The organism is Bacillus sp. I-2, assembly GCF_001974945.1.
Lineage (GTDB): Bacteria > Bacillota > Bacilli > Bacillales > Bacillaceae > Bacillus > Bacillus safensis.
The window spans coordinates 62782-76089 of sequence record NZ_LZRW01000042.1; the positions used below are offsets into that span (position 1 = coordinate 62782).

At 42.8% G+C, this 13308-nt stretch carries 13 protein-coding genes and 1 pseudogene; 3 read left to right on the plus strand and 11 right to left on the minus strand.

Going from position 1 to position 13308, the window contains the following annotated elements:
• Positions 1-7: 7 nt before the first annotated feature.
• Positions 8-838, minus strand: a complete 831-nt coding sequence (speE, locus tag BAE31_RS11515; protein ID WP_056765530.1) for a spermidine synthase — start codon at positions 836-838, stop codon at positions 8-10.
• A 224-nt stretch (positions 839-1062) separates the two neighbouring features.
• On the opposite strand from speE, the gene BAE31_RS11520 reads away from it, so the two are divergent.
• Complete coding sequence (locus BAE31_RS11520; protein ID WP_076840490.1) at positions 1063-3132, plus strand: transglycosylase domain-containing protein; 2070 nt, start codon at positions 1063-1065, stop codon at positions 3130-3132.
• A gap of 124 nt (positions 3133-3256) precedes the next feature.
• Here BAE31_RS11520 and BAE31_RS11525 read toward each other — a convergent pair whose 3' ends face one another.
• Positions 3257-3775: a YwhD family protein gene (locus tag BAE31_RS11525; protein WP_024423769.1), complete on the minus strand. Its 519-nt coding sequence runs from the start codon at positions 3773-3775 to the stop codon at positions 3257-3259.
• A 12-nt stretch (positions 3776-3787) separates the two neighbouring features.
• Positions 3788-4444 carry a site-2 protease family protein gene (locus tag BAE31_RS11530; RefSeq protein ID WP_248351167.1) on the minus strand — a complete coding sequence of 219 codons (657 nt, stop codon included), beginning with the start codon at positions 4442-4444 and terminating at the stop codon, positions 3788-3790.
• A 113-nt stretch (positions 4445-4557) separates the two neighbouring features.
• Here BAE31_RS11530 and BAE31_RS11535 point away from each other — a divergent pair, with 113 nt between their 5' ends.
• Positions 4558-4743 carry a 2-hydroxymuconate tautomerase gene (locus BAE31_RS11535; RefSeq protein WP_003214939.1) on the plus strand — a complete coding sequence of 62 codons (186 nt, stop codon included), beginning with the start codon at positions 4558-4560 and terminating at the stop codon, positions 4741-4743.
• Positions 4744-4793: 50 nt separating this feature from the next.
• On the opposite strand, the gene BAE31_RS11540 is transcribed toward BAE31_RS11535, so the two are convergent.
• The 4 genes from BAE31_RS11540 to BAE31_RS11555 form a co-directional block, all read right to left on the minus strand.
• Positions 4794-5606, minus strand: a complete 813-nt coding sequence (locus BAE31_RS11540) for a zinc-dependent metalloprotease (RefSeq protein ID WP_024426367.1) — start codon at positions 5604-5606, stop codon at positions 4794-4796.
• Between the two features lie 224 nt (positions 5607-5830).
• The gene (locus tag BAE31_RS11545; protein ID WP_041108207.1) at positions 5831-6331 is read right to left on the minus strand and encodes a YwgA family protein; all 501 of its coding nucleotides are present in this window, start codon (positions 6329-6331) and stop codon (positions 5831-5833) included.
• 30 nt (positions 6332-6361) lie between these two features.
• On the minus strand, positions 6362-7663 hold the full coding sequence (locus tag BAE31_RS11550; protein ID WP_007497716.1) for an HD domain-containing protein: 1302 nt from the start codon (positions 7661-7663) through the stop codon (positions 6362-6364).
• A 170-nt stretch (positions 7664-7833) separates the two neighbouring features.
• Entirely contained in the window at positions 7834-8055 is a 222-nt protein-coding gene (locus BAE31_RS11555) for a YuzB family protein (RefSeq protein WP_003215259.1), read from the minus strand.
• A gap of 242 nt (positions 8056-8297) precedes the next feature.
• Here BAE31_RS11555 and BAE31_RS11560 point away from each other — a divergent pair, with 242 nt between their 5' ends.
• Complete coding sequence (locus BAE31_RS11560; RefSeq protein WP_024423774.1) at positions 8298-9107, plus strand: RsfA family transcriptional regulator; 810 nt, start codon at positions 8298-8300, stop codon at positions 9105-9107.
• A 34-nt stretch (positions 9108-9141) separates the two neighbouring features.
• On the opposite strand, the gene BAE31_RS11565 is transcribed toward BAE31_RS11560, so the two are convergent.
• The 4 genes and pseudogenes from BAE31_RS11565 to lipL all read right to left on the minus strand — a co-directional run bounded on the left by BAE31_RS11565 (position 9142) and on the right by lipL (position 13141).
• Positions 9142-9375: a DUF5970 family protein gene (locus tag BAE31_RS11565; RefSeq protein ID WP_024426379.1), complete on the minus strand. Its 234-nt coding sequence runs from the start codon at positions 9373-9375 to the stop codon at positions 9142-9144.
• Positions 9372-11648: a glycosyltransferase gene (locus tag BAE31_RS11570; protein WP_056765519.1), complete on the minus strand. Its 2277-nt coding sequence runs from the start codon at positions 11646-11648 to the stop codon at positions 9372-9374. The genes BAE31_RS11565 and BAE31_RS11570 overlap by 4 nt, the downstream gene beginning before the upstream one ends.
• A gap of 119 nt (positions 11649-11767) precedes the next feature.
• A pseudogene (locus tag BAE31_RS11575) lies at positions 11768-12255 on the minus strand (tetratricopeptide repeat protein).
• A 40-nt stretch (positions 12256-12295) separates the two neighbouring features.
• Positions 12296-13141: an octanoyl-[GcvH]:protein N-octanoyltransferase gene (gene lipL / locus BAE31_RS11580; RefSeq protein WP_056765516.1), complete on the minus strand. Its 846-nt coding sequence runs from the start codon at positions 13139-13141 to the stop codon at positions 12296-12298.
• Between the last annotated feature and the right edge of the window lie 167 nt (positions 13142-13308).

Sequence of the window (13308 nt, forward strand, 5' to 3'; positions counted from 1 at the left end):
GCTTGATTTATTTGATTAAGTCGCTCACAAATTTCGGCAGAACGAAGGCCGCTTTGTGCAATTCTTTTGTGTAATATTTCGTCTCAATATCAAAGAAACGGCTGTCTTCTACAGCAAGTGGATCATATTTTTTAGAACCGATGGTGAATGTCCAAAGACCGCTTGGATACGTTGGAATATTCGCTGTGTAAAGCTTTGTAATTGGGAAAATTTCTTTTACATCACGCTGTACATTTGTAATCAGCTCAGGTGTGAACCAAGGGTTGTCCGTTTGTGCAACGAAAATACCGTCTTCTTTGAGTGCTTTTGCAATTCCTGCGTAAAATCCTTTAGAGAACAGGTTCACGGCTGGTCCAACTGGCTCAGTAGAGTCAACCATGATGACATCATACTCGTTGTCAGCTTCAGCAATGTGCATAAAACCGTCTCCGACTTTGACATCTACACGAGGATCGTCTAGTTTTCCAGCGATAGAAGGAAGGAATTTCTTCGAGTATTCGATGACCTTTCCGTCAATATCAACAAGTGTCGCTTTTTTCACACTTGAGTGTTTGAGGATTTCACGAATGACACCGCCGTCTCCTCCGCCTACAACAAGAACATTTTCCGGGTTTGGATGAGTGAAAAGAGGAACATGTGCCACCATTTCGTGGTATACAAACTCATCCTTCTCAGACGTCATCACCATGCCGTCTAAAAACAGCATATTGCCAAACTCTTCTGTTTCCACCATTTCTAAATGCTGAAAGTCTGTTTGTTCTGTGTGAAGGGTTTTGTTCACCTTCAATGTAATACCAAAATTCTTCGTTTGCTTCTCTGTATACCAAAGTTCGCTCATTGTTCATCTTCCTCTCATCCAATAATAAACAAACATCTATTGTTAGCGCCTTTTATCGGCTTTGACTATATCGATTGTCCAAGAAAAAAGTATAGTGGATTCATATCAAATTGTAAAGAACCGCATGAGTTCTCTTCATTTTTTAAAGCGCTCCTGCAATCGCTTGTTTAAAACGGTTTTCTTTGTTCCATACTGATAAAAAACCGTCAAAATGGGGGCTTTGCATGGACACAATCATGAGTAATAAAAAAATCCGCATGACCGTGAAAACGATTCGAGCCTGTTTTTTTATCGGCTTGCTCGCTTTTCTATTTGCAGGTACCGTCTTTTTGACGATTCTATTAATAGCTAAATGGCAAGGTGCCCCTTCTGTTCAAGTTCCCCAATCCACGACCATTTATGCAGCCGATGGCTCAAAGCTTGGAGAATCCAGCTTTGGAGAAAAGAGATATTGGGTGCCATTAAAGGAGATGTCTCCTCATATCAGACAGGCAGTTGTCGCTGTTGAAGATAAAACCTTTTATGAGCATCATGGCTTTGATGTGAAACGGATGGCAGGTGCTGCGGTGGCCGATATTCGTGCCATGGCTAAGGTGCAAGGTGCCAGCACGATCACCCAGCAATATGCACGAAACCTTTATTTAGATCATGATAAAACGTGGAAGCGGAAGTGGAATGAAGCCTTTTACACGATTCGTTTAGAACAAAACTATACAAAAGATGAGATTTTAGAAGGATACTTGAATACCATTTATTACGGTCACGGAGCGTACGGCGTGGAAGCAGCGTCCCGTCTGTATTTCGGGAAAAAGGCGAAAAATTTAACCCTCGCTGAATCTGCCCTGCTTGCCGGTATCCCAAAGGGGCCTTCGCTCTATTCCCCTTATGTGAATGAGGAGAAAGCCAGCGCAAGAAAGAATATGATTCTGAGGCAAATGCAAGAGGATGGCATGATTACGAAAAAAGTAGCTGATGACGCTGCGAAAGAAAAACTGTCCTATCGCCCTTTGCGAAAGAAGCAGCTGCAAGCAAAGCAAGCCCCGTATTTTTATGACGATGTGATTCGAGAGTTGAAACAAAGCTTGGGGTTAACTGAGGAACAGATTGAAACCTATGGGCTTCATATCCAAACGACTCTCAATCCAGAATTACAGAAAATCGCAGAAAAGACGTTAAAAAACACGATGAATTCCAAATCAGAAATCCAAATTGGCTTTGCTGCCATCCATCCCCAAACAGGGCATGTACTTGCCCTCATAGGCGGGAGAGATTATGAGAAAAGTCCATTCAATCGGGTGACACAAGCAAAAAGGCAGCCCGGTTCAACCATGAAACCCCTTCTCTATTACATTGCCTTGCAAAACGGGTTTACACCCGCAACCGTCATGCGCAGTGAGGAAACGGTGTTTGAATTGGATGATCCAGGCAGCGATGCCGCTTATTCACCAAGCAATTATCACGGCTATTACGCCAATGACGGCATTACAATGCTTCAAGCTTTAGCACTGTCTGATAATATTTACGCTGTGAAAACCCATCTATTTTTAGGAATGGAACAGCTTGTACGTGCTGGCAAGACATTTGGAATCAAGGAGAAACTAGATCAAGTACCCTCTCTTGCCCTGGGCACGTCTCCTGTGAAACCCATTGAAATGACCAATGCTTACGCCATGCTGGTCAATGGCGGAAAACGCGTAAAACCAACCTTTATTACGAAAGTAACCGACGCAAAAGGCAATGTGCTTTTTGAAGAGAAACAAAAACGAGAACAAATCCTTGATGAAAAAGCAGCATTTGTCACCACCGACATGATGTCAGGCATGTTCAATGATCAATTAAACGGCTATACAAGTGTCACTGGCCGCACTATTATGAAGGACCTTACAAGAACATACGGAGGAAAGTCCGGGACTACAGGCGCCGACAGCTGGATGATCGGCTTCTCTCCCCAGCTCGTCACAGGTGTATGGACTGGCTATGATAAAGGCCGCACCATTGATTCAGTCGAAGAAACAGCCTATGCGAAAAAAATATGGGCTTCCTTTATGGAATCAGCCCTCTCGAAGCAGCCAGCCTCCTCCTTCATGCCGCCAGACGGTGTCAAAGGGGTATATATTAATCCAAAAACCGGCGACCTCGCAGGTCCAGGATGTGAATCAAAGGTATTCACCTATTTTATAGAAGGAACGGAGCCGACAGGTGTCTGCTATGGTGCTGAAGAAAAAGCCTCTGAGCAGGAACCTGTTCAAGATCAAAAGCCAAAGAAATGGTGGGAAAAGTGGCTGAAACGTTAAAAAAGACATGAAAAACCCCGAGACCTGCATCTCGGGATTCTCCATGTCCTAGCTTTAACACCAGTTTACTCAAAAACCGGAGAGAATTGGTAGACATCCGCCAATCTTCACAAAAATTTCACAATTATTCAGGGACAGCCAATCCTTCTTTTAATTCATCTGTTGATGCGTCCCACAGCGCTTGATTATGCCCTTTTAAGAAATCAGCCAGCACCTTTTTGGATACGTCATCCATATGACTCACGACAATTTTTCGCTTCATCGATTTATCCATTAAATTCACATGCTCTGGAAGTGACTTATACCCGCGGCGGATCGAACGGTCAACGGTCATTTCACAAGCCGTCACACCTGCATAATAAGGCCCTTCTTCTCTGCGGTCAATCGTCACCCATACGAGCCAATACGGTTTTCCGTTCGGCACCTCTTCTTTTGTTTTCAAAAATTTAATTCCTTTTTCGACGGCACTTCTTGCATGCATAGCACCAATATCAATGACAGCTTCCTTTTCTTCTACATCAATGATGACTGGCGAGATATTATCAAGACTGAGGGCGCCTGCCCCAAAGCCTCCATGTCCGTCGGTTGCATCTGTTTTTTTAATGATGTTAAAACCAATTGGTTTCTTCTTTTTACCTTCCATTCATTAAACCTCCTAAAGCAGCGGCTTCAAAATAAGATTAAACCAGTGTATGATTTGATCCCGCATTCCGATCAATGGACCAAACACAAAGTGTCCCAGTGGTGTGATCACGAATATGAGAAAAATAATGATCCCATATTGTTCAAATTGCGTCATTTTCGCCCGGATACGGGGGCTGACGACGTCCTCAATAATCCGATACCCATCCAGCGGCGGAAGTGGTAATAAGTTAAATAGGAACAAGATGACGTTTAAGTTAATAAAGATTAAAAAGAAATTATCGATTCCCGGCTCAAAGCGCATGATCCACTCCCCGCCAAATTTCTGAAGAAGCACATACACAAAAAAGCCCAAAAACGCCAGCACCAAGTTACTTAATGGCCCAGCAATGGAGACACAAATCCCTGCTAAGCGCGGTTTTTTAAAATGGTAACGATTCACCGGTACCGGTCTCGCCCAGCCAAACCCGGCCACAAAGATCAAAATCGTCCCGAATACATCGAGATGCTTCAGTGGATTGAGCGTCAGTCTCCCTTGATTCTTAGCCGTCGGGTCTCCGAATCGGTACGCAACATATGCATGCGCCAGCTCGTGCATCGTAAATGCAACAACAAGCGTAATGGCGACATATGGAATAAGTTCTAATGGATAAACAAGAAATTGGTTCAAAGGCATGAATCCCTCTTTCTTTCTATACAATGATTTACTTCATTCAGTATACTATAAGAAGTCCCTTAAACTAAAGGGAAGCGTAGCATTAAAGGAAAAAGGAGGTTTTCGCCATGCCGATTGTCACCGTTCAAATGCTTGAAGGAAGAACAGACGAGCAGAAAAGAGCTCTTGTGGAGAAAGTCACAGATGCCGTTGTTGAAACAACAGGCGCAGGGGCAGAAAAAGTCTCTGTCATTATTGAAGAAATGAAAAAAGAACACTATGCTGTAGCAGGAAAGCGAATGAGCGATCTGTAAGCATATAAAAAGGACAAGCACATAGAGTGTTTGTCCTTTTGTCTGCATTCTTATCTGTACCACGCTTTGTTACGGTTCACTTGATTTTTATGAGCCGCATCAAAGTAGTCAACTGTGTAAGAATAATCATAATTCATTAAGCAGACAATACCGCTTCCTTGAGGGTCGTGCGGTAAGCCAAAGTTATGACCGTATTCATGCGTAGCCGCTTTTGCAGTGTTCGCTGTTCCTTGATCAAGGTTAACGGCGAATGCACTTCCGCTTGGTGCACTATTGTAAACATAAGCAATTCCGCCAGCATCAAAGTTTGGATTTGCTGTAAATCCAGTGACAAAGTCATATCCTCTGCCATCAAAGCTGCGCGCAAGGTTAGACAAAATTTGCTCTGCATTTGATCCCGAAGACGTCCAAGATCCTACTGCTTGTACGACAAAGTCCACATCATGATCACGGTTAAATGTGACATCTGCTTGCTCAATGATGCTGACAATCCGTGTTTGCCAGTCACTATATTTCGCACGATACTGCGCATCAGCGACCGCATAAACAGTGACCTTCTGACTGCCTGTACTTGCTTTTGTTGAAATAGAATCTCCTGTATTGGCCTTAAAGGTTCTCGAGCCTACCTGCTTACCAGACTCATCTAATACCTTTGTTGTCACATCTCGTTCAATTGGAGGTGCTGTCTTCAAATCTTTAAAATCTTTTGCTTTTGGCAACCCCTCACTAATATGGGTTTCGAACGGCGCATGACCATGATCATGCCCATGACCTGCACTCGCTACTGGTGCTGAAGCTGAACTTACCCCCGGTAACAAACTACCTACCAATAAAAATGACAAAAAGACTGAACGCTTTTTCATTCCTATCCCTCCTTTGTTTTTCACAAGGTTATATATTCACTGAAAATTCACCATTTTCCTTCTATTCAGTCAAAAACAGGGAATTAGATGCACAGGAAGAAAGTCGAATTACGTCATTTTCACTAATTTTTCGGATATTTTGGCACACATTTCATCGAAAAATAGCGCTTTTGGTCCGGGTCTTACAAAACAAAAAAAGCCCTAAAAGTCGGGCTTTTGTTCAACTAGTTCAATTCCTTCAACTGATCAATATAAGCAAGAGCCGCCTCAAATTCTTCGTCCGTATAGCGCTGCTTGCTTTTAATAGTGAAGACCTTTTCCTTTACCTCATCTTCTGGCAGGTTATCAAAATATAAAATCGTTGAGACAAGCTCTAGGAAACGGGACGATTGCTCGTTCATCTGCTTCGTCAGCGCTTTGAGGTCAGGCATGTCCACTTCACACTGATCGAGAAACTCTTTCCCATTGTCCGTCAGCGAATAGCGATATTGATAGTATCCGCCCTTTTTTTCCTTCATTTCGTCCAAGAATCCAAGGTTGCACAGCTCTTCAATTCTGAGCGTCAACTCCTCTGAATAGGGGCCATAAAAATGAAAATCGTATTTCTCGTAAAAAGGCAAATCTAGCTTTTTTGCTATGTAAATCATTTTTTGCAGCTTCTTCCGTCCAACGATTTCCCCTGATTCAGAGAATACCTTCATCAACTTTGCATGCTCTTTCAACAAATTCCCGACATCTCCTTTTTCAGTACTTCCTTATCCCAAACCAAGCAGCTTCATGATCGCCTTTTTTTCTTCAGCTTTTTCCGACATATCTACAATTAAGTCCATCGGGAAATAAAGTTTATGATCGGTTCTTCGTTTACCGGAAATGGCGTCAACAATATCTGACTGTCTCGACAGTTCTTTAATATGACCGCTTTGCGTCAAAAGGTGGATTGGCAGCCTCTCTTCTTCCTCCCCTGGTCTGTAGAAGTCATAGGGCAAGTCAGAGGAAGAGTCGACCACTAAATAGTAGTCAGGATCAATTCCTGCCTCCTTGAACAAGGCGGTCAGCTTGAAATATTTCGTCATTTCTTCATTTGGATTAAACTCTGTATATTGGAACAATCGGCGGTTCATAAAACGGCGGCACAAATCAGCCAGCACGTGATCTTCTTCATCTTCCCACGCCTGAAAATAAAATAAGACAATGGATTCATCCAGCTTAATATAGTCCTCTGTGGTGACATTCCCCTCAAAGATTGAATAAAAGTGAACGGGGGCATGTGTGAAAATATAACCCGTTTCATGCAGCTCTTTTGCACGGTGAAGGATTTTCGTTAAAATGACTTCCGCACTGCGTGTCACTGGGTGGAAATAGACTTGCCAGTACATTTGATAGCGGCTCATAATATAATCCTCAACCGCATGCATCCCGCTCTGCTTCATCACAATCTGATCTTCTCTCGGGCGCATCACACGTAAAATACGTTCCATATCAAAGTGGCCGTAGCTGACGCCTGTATAGTAGGCATCACGCTGCAAATAGTCCATTCGGTCGGCATCAATTTGACTTGAGATCAAACTGACCACCTGTTTGTTTTGATACGTTTTGGCAATGACTTCAGCCACATGCTTCGGGAAATCATCACTCACCCGGCGGAGCACTTCATTGACTTCCGTCTGCCCTAAAATAATATCTCTTGTAAACGATTCATGGTCTAAGTGGAAGACCTTTTCAAAGGAATGAGAAAATGGACCATGTCCGAGGTCATGAAGCAAGGCTGCACTAAGTACAAGCTCGCGCTCCCCTTCATCCCATTCAGGCCGCCCTTTAAACACATCATCCACAATTCGTCTCACAATCTCGTATACACCGAGTGAATGATTGAATCGGCTGTGTTCTGCACCATGAAACGTCAAATAAGTAGTTCCTAGCTGTTTAATTCGTCTCAGGCGCTGAAACTCTCTTGTTCCTATTAAATCCCATATTAATGCATCCCTTACGTGAACATAACGGTGTACAGGATCTTTAAATACCTTTTCCTCAGATAATTTCCCTTTTGGATACGCCATCGTTTCGTCCCTCTTTTTTTAAGACGTGTTTCTATTATATCGGGTAACTTTTCCCGAAAACATCCTTGAATTTGCTGATGAATGTGTTCTCAAAGATTGCACGGACGTAAAAAGCCCGACCTGACAGGGACGGACCTCTTTTTAGGTCGACTGAACACATTCAGTGACATTTATTTGACTTTTTTTTGAACCTTTTCAAGTAATTCATCTTCTGTTGGTGCGGATAATGGGCGATTGTTCACAAACGCAAAAGCCTTTTTTCGTCCTGGACCACAATAGGATTGACAGCCGATCTCAATTTTTGCATCAGGGTCAACCGATTTGAGTCGAGGCAATAACGTCTTTAGGTTCGTCGCATCACAATCGTCACATACGCGAAACTCATTAGCCATGGTCTTACGCTTCCTTTCAATGATGATACTTCATTCTATATGAAACAGTTGGACAGCCAATCATGAATAATATACCACCCAACATTGTACATCGAAGCGGCTGGACTTGCAAGACGCTTTGCTGCCCCCATCATCCGCTTACATAAAAGCTAGTATTTTCCACTATCCTTTTAGCAAACTTGTATAAACCTTCTTGAACTTGGCTAATCTAATACCATCAAATCATATGGGGGTTTAAACACATGTCAAAACAAAGACAAGATGCTTGGTCAGAGGAAAATGATCTCCTCCTGGCAGAAACCGTCTTACGTCACGTCAGAGAGGGCAGCACGCAACTAAATGCGTTTGAAGAAGTTGGAGACAAGCTGAACCGCACCTCAGCGGCATGCGGATTTAGATGGAACGCTGTCGTCAGACATCAATATGAAAAAGCGCTGGCACTTGCCAAAAAACAGCGAAAACAACGGATGCGTGCACTTGGTAATGGACAGCCAGCGAAAAAACGATTACTTTATCAGCCGCAAGTAGAAGAAACGGTCACTCAAGAGGAATTCTCACAGGAACTGGAGCCAGCAAAGGAAGAAACATTTGCACCAGCAGCTGAAACTGCTGAACAGCTTCAGTTTGTGGATCAAAGCTACAATGAAGAGTTAGCTAGTTTATCACATTTATTGTCACAGGCTGCTCCTGCCCCAAATACCGCAGAGAAAAAGCCGGAAGCAAATCCATTTAGGCAGCATCAAGAATTAACCATCGACGATATCATTGATTTCTTACGCCGTTATGAAGGCGATGGTCAGCAATCCACTGCCTTACGTATGGAAAACAGCCGCTTAAAACGAGAAAACAATGAGCTTTCTCATAAAGTCTCGCAGCTAGAAGCTGAAGTGAAGAAGCTTGAAAAGGATCAGCTCACGATTCAAGAAGATTATGAAACACTCGTGAAAATCATGAACCGTGCAAGAAAACTAGTTTTGTTTGAAGAGGACGATAGTGCCGCACCAACCTTTAAAATGGACCGGAACGGCAACCTCGAAAAAATGGCAGAATAACAAAAAGTGCTCCCCGCCTCGGGAAGCACTTTTTTTAAATGCCCAAAAATAGCATCACACTAAAAAGGACATTGATCAAAAACACAAACATAAAAATATATCTGACCTGCCTTACCTGAAAATCACCAAACATAAAAATATAAAGACCTGCGATGCCAAGTGTCAGGACAGGCTGAAGAAATGGCACTAAAAGCGAAATGCCGTAGCCGGCTCCCATGATGACAGGAAGCCATAGTAAATAGAGGTAACCGCCGTTTTTGGATTTCAAGAAACCACTCCCTCTCTTTCTTCTATCTGCTTGATTTCAGGCTGAACAAACTTGAGTCCGGCCATTGTGCGGCCGCGTTTTTGTGATGTCCAGACTGCAATCGCCGGCTGATCAGTGAGAGATTCTGTGTCAATGGTGATCAGCACTTTCTCATGTAATTCAATTGAAGCTTCAGACTCGATTTTGCACCCAGATACACTAATATCATGTATGTTCACCGGCACCTTCTCTTCTAACCGGCCCTCATAGGACAGCGTGCCTGTCACGCTTTGCAACGGTCTTCTCACCCATTTGCGCCGCAAGGCCCTTGGTACTTTCTCCGTTTCTCTTATAAAGCGGAGAAATGTCCGAACAGCATAGGATTTTTTCTCACGATCCGTTATCGATACATGCTCTCGTGTGAATAAGAAACGGATCAATGATAGGTACTCTGATTTTTCTGTATCAGTAAAAGCAACACCAACCATCAGCTTGTCTCCATCTGGATGGCTCCAAACCACATCACACGCCACACTTTGATCCTCTGAAAAGAACAATTGCATTTGCCCTTGATTTAAAGAAGAAGCTTGATCAAGTGGAATGGATAGACGCGCACCTGAATCACTCATGTCTAGTAGAAAACAAGCAATCGATTCTTCTTGACGATCAGAACAGAGCTGCCCCTCTTTTTCTATGACAAACCGCTCTGATTTTCGATAACGCGGACGATCAAACGCCACAATCAGTGCCATGAATAGACCTGCACCGTTGTAAAGCACCCAAAAAATATTAATCAACGTGAGATCAGCATTCATCGTCCCATTTACCTTCATATCGTATCCTATTTTCACAAGGACAAGCAATGAGAGCAGCAAGAAGATCAAATGAGGAATCATCGTTTTCAAATGAAAATGTCTCTTGTCCGTTTGAATTCCCTTCGGCGTGACAAGGAATTCAACCCTCTTCTTCAAAAACAGCTCACTTAAAGCTACACCAGCCAAGTGGAATGCCATAGAGCTTTCGTAAATATGACTCCAAAACATACTTCTTTTTTGATTCGACACCAGTTTAAACGCTAAATACGAACTAAAGAACGCCGGCAGCCAAAACATAAAAATGGACTGGAAATCGGCCCAGAAACTTTGAATACCAAATAATAAAAACAATATTGGTGTAAGAATGTAAATCATTTTAAACAAACCGTTAAACCAATACACAATGCCATCTAAATAAAGAACTCGCTGCATAAGCGTTAAGCCGCGAACCTTCAATGGATTAAACTTACGGGCGCACTGAATGTTCCCTCTCGACCACCGGTCTCTCTGCTTTAACAAGTCAAGCCAGCTTTCAGGTGCGAGACCGACGGCCAATACTTCTCCGACAGACACAGATTTGAACTTCCCTTGGAGAAGCATTCCGGTCGCCATGTCTTCTGTAATCACTCCAGTAGCAAAACCGCCAATTTCCTCTAAGGCCGTTCTTCTAAATACAGTATTACTCCCGACATACATCACCGCATTGAACCGATCCTTACCAGCCTGGAGGGTTTGCATGAAGAAGTCCTGTTCATTTGGAATTCGATCCTTCGAGAACATATTATATTGGAAAGGGTCTTCGTTATAAAACGCCTGTGGAACTTGAACAAACGCAGTCGCTCCATCATGAAAGTAAGGCACTGTCTTTTCTAAAAAGGCAGGAAGGGGGACCATATCAGCATCAAGTGTGAGAATCAGCTCCCCATTCGTTTGAGACATCGCATGGTTTAAATTACCCGCCTTAGCAAACTTGTTATCTGTTCTTGTCAGATAATGAACGCCAAACTCAGATGCAAGCTGCTCCACAGACTCCCTCTTGCCATCATCACATAAATAAATGTGGACGCTGCCTTTTGGATAAGACAGATTCAAACAGCCTGCCACCGTGCGTTTCAGCACTTCAATCGGTTCATTATATGTAGCTATGAAAATATCAACTGTTGGCAGCCTGTCCAGATCACTGATCGTGACTTGTTTCCGATTTGAAGGCTTCCAAACAAGTGTATAAAACACAAGCAGCTGTAAAAATCCAATACATTCACAGGCAACAAGCAAGATGCCCATTATTATATTAAATGTACCTTCATGCGGCAGTGTAAAGAAGAGACGCCAGCAAATATAGGCGGCATTTGTTAACACACAGAGCACAATGATGATTTTTTTAACAGTAGAGGCCATCGGCTGAATACGATACATCACATACAACACAGACAAAACACAAAGCATCAACAGCGGGTAATACGTGGTGAATAATGACAACAAATTTACCTTCTTTCTTACGCCATAAATGACTATCACATATCAAATTCCATAACAAAGGAGGGGATTCTTTCATAAGATTGCCCCTCCAAACCTATTCAAGCAGCCAAATCAATATATTATTTCCACAATGTATCTAACTGATTTGAATAAAAATCAATCGCTTTTCGATAACTTAAAATAGCAGGATCTTTTGTCGTTTCAGTTAAACAGTTCAGTAATATTTCCATCGCTTTACTGTGTTCCTTTAAATTATACAAAGTCATGGCATAGAACGTTTGAATGGCTTTGTTGTCCGGATAAGTTTCCATCCCTTTTAGGAATATCTGTTTTGACTTTTCGTATTCTCCTAAAGTTCTGTATGTACTTCCTAACCCTAGTAAAGCGTCTTCTAGTTCTTCTGAAGACAATCCTAACTCAATGGCCCTTTCATAAAAAAAGACAGCTTGCCTTTCCTCTCCTAACAGGTCATAACTCAAGGCACACATTGATAATGAATAGAGGCATCGTCTGGATACTCCTTTGCAAGATGAGACAGCATTTCATTTGATTCTTAAAGATGTCCACTTTTTCGAAGTTCAATGGCTTTTTCAAGCTTTGTTTCCATCACTTCACCTCTACTCTTTTCAAGATGAAAAGGCTGATGTTTACGAAAACACCTTTTCATTCCGCTCAATCATCCGCGTCATGTTTTTCTCAAATTCCAGCTGTTCTTCTGCATTCAGGCCCGAGGCTGTCAGCTGATTACTAAGCTTTTGAAGCTCCTCTAGTAATAAACGCATAAGAAGCGTACAATCAATCGGTTCACCGATTAATTCTGATAAGGATGCCATCGTATCCGGCTGTATGTCAGGAAATACTGCCTTTACTTCTTGCTGTTTATCCTTTAAGGCAGCGTCATAAAAACGGCGGATCAAGTCGGCACGTTCACGCCCGCTTCCATCTGCACACAAATAAATTTGCACAGCGACCCCACCGCGTAATCTACGCTGAGAAATGCCTGCAAATTTCTTTCCATTGATACTTAAATCGTAGCTGCCTGGACAATAAGAGCCGACTATTTCATAGGCTTCAATGTCCACATTATACATAGACAGCATCCGGCGGATCAATTCCACCATCGCATCATACCCGCGGTCAATATCAATGCCCTTCTTTTGTTCCGCAAAAATTAAAGACACATTCAGTACACCTTCATCCAGCACCACAGCAAGACCGCCTGAGTTGCGCACAATCACACGATATCCCTCTTCCTCAAGCAGCTTTACGCCATCTTGGAGAAATGGAAGTCTTGTATCCTGAATCCCAAGCACAATCGTATTGTGATGCACCCAAGAACGGGCTGTCGCTGGTGAAAGGCCCTTCCCCACCGACGCGCAAAGCGTATCATCCATCGCAAAGGATTGCTTCGGGTCCACATAAAGACCAAGACTCGACTGATCGATAATCCGCCATTTCGGCTGTGTCAGTAACTCAATAGGTTCATTTTTCATCTCCTGCATATCCTCTCGTTCATAAACTGTGTTTATTATAACATGGGATGAATGGGGGGAGAATGCAAAAAAGCTCCATAACATTTGGCGTCACAGAGCGTTTCAGTTGGATGATTTGGTTTTCTTGTTCTTGCTTTTCATGATGAAATATACAGAGAAAACTAAAA

Bases quoted from the DNA above. Each gene is read 5' to 3' on its own strand.
- speE (WP_056765530.1), bottom strand. From the start codon at position 838: ATGAGCGAACTTTGGTATACAGAGAAGCAAACGAAGAATTTTGGTATT.
- BAE31_RS11520 (WP_076840490.1), top strand. From the start codon at position 1,063: ATGGACACAATCATGAGTAATAAAAAAATCCGCATGACCGTGAAAACG.
- BAE31_RS11525 (WP_024423769.1), bottom strand. From the start codon at position 3,775: ATGGAAGGTAAAAAGAAGAAACCAATTGGTTTTAACATCATTAAAAAA.
- BAE31_RS11535 (WP_003214939.1), top strand. From the start codon at position 4,558: ATGCCGATTGTCACCGTTCAAATGCTTGAAGGAAGAACAGACGAGCAG.
- BAE31_RS11540 (WP_024426367.1), bottom strand. From the start codon at position 5,606: ATGAAAAAGCGTTCAGTCTTTTTGTCATTTTTATTGGTAGGTAGTTTG.
- BAE31_RS11550 (WP_007497716.1), bottom strand. From the start codon at position 7,663: ATGGCGTATCCAAAAGGGAAATTATCTGAGGAAAAGGTATTTAAAGAT.
- BAE31_RS11555 (WP_003215259.1), bottom strand. From the start codon at position 8,055: ATGGCTAATGAGTTTCGCGTATGTGACGATTGTGATGCGACGAACCTA.
- BAE31_RS11560 (WP_024423774.1), top strand. From the start codon at position 8,298: ATGTCAAAACAAAGACAAGATGCTTGGTCAGAGGAAAATGATCTCCTC.
- lipL (WP_056765516.1), bottom strand. From the start codon at position 13,141: ATGAAAAATGAACCTATTGAGTTACTGACACAGCCGAAATGGCGGATT.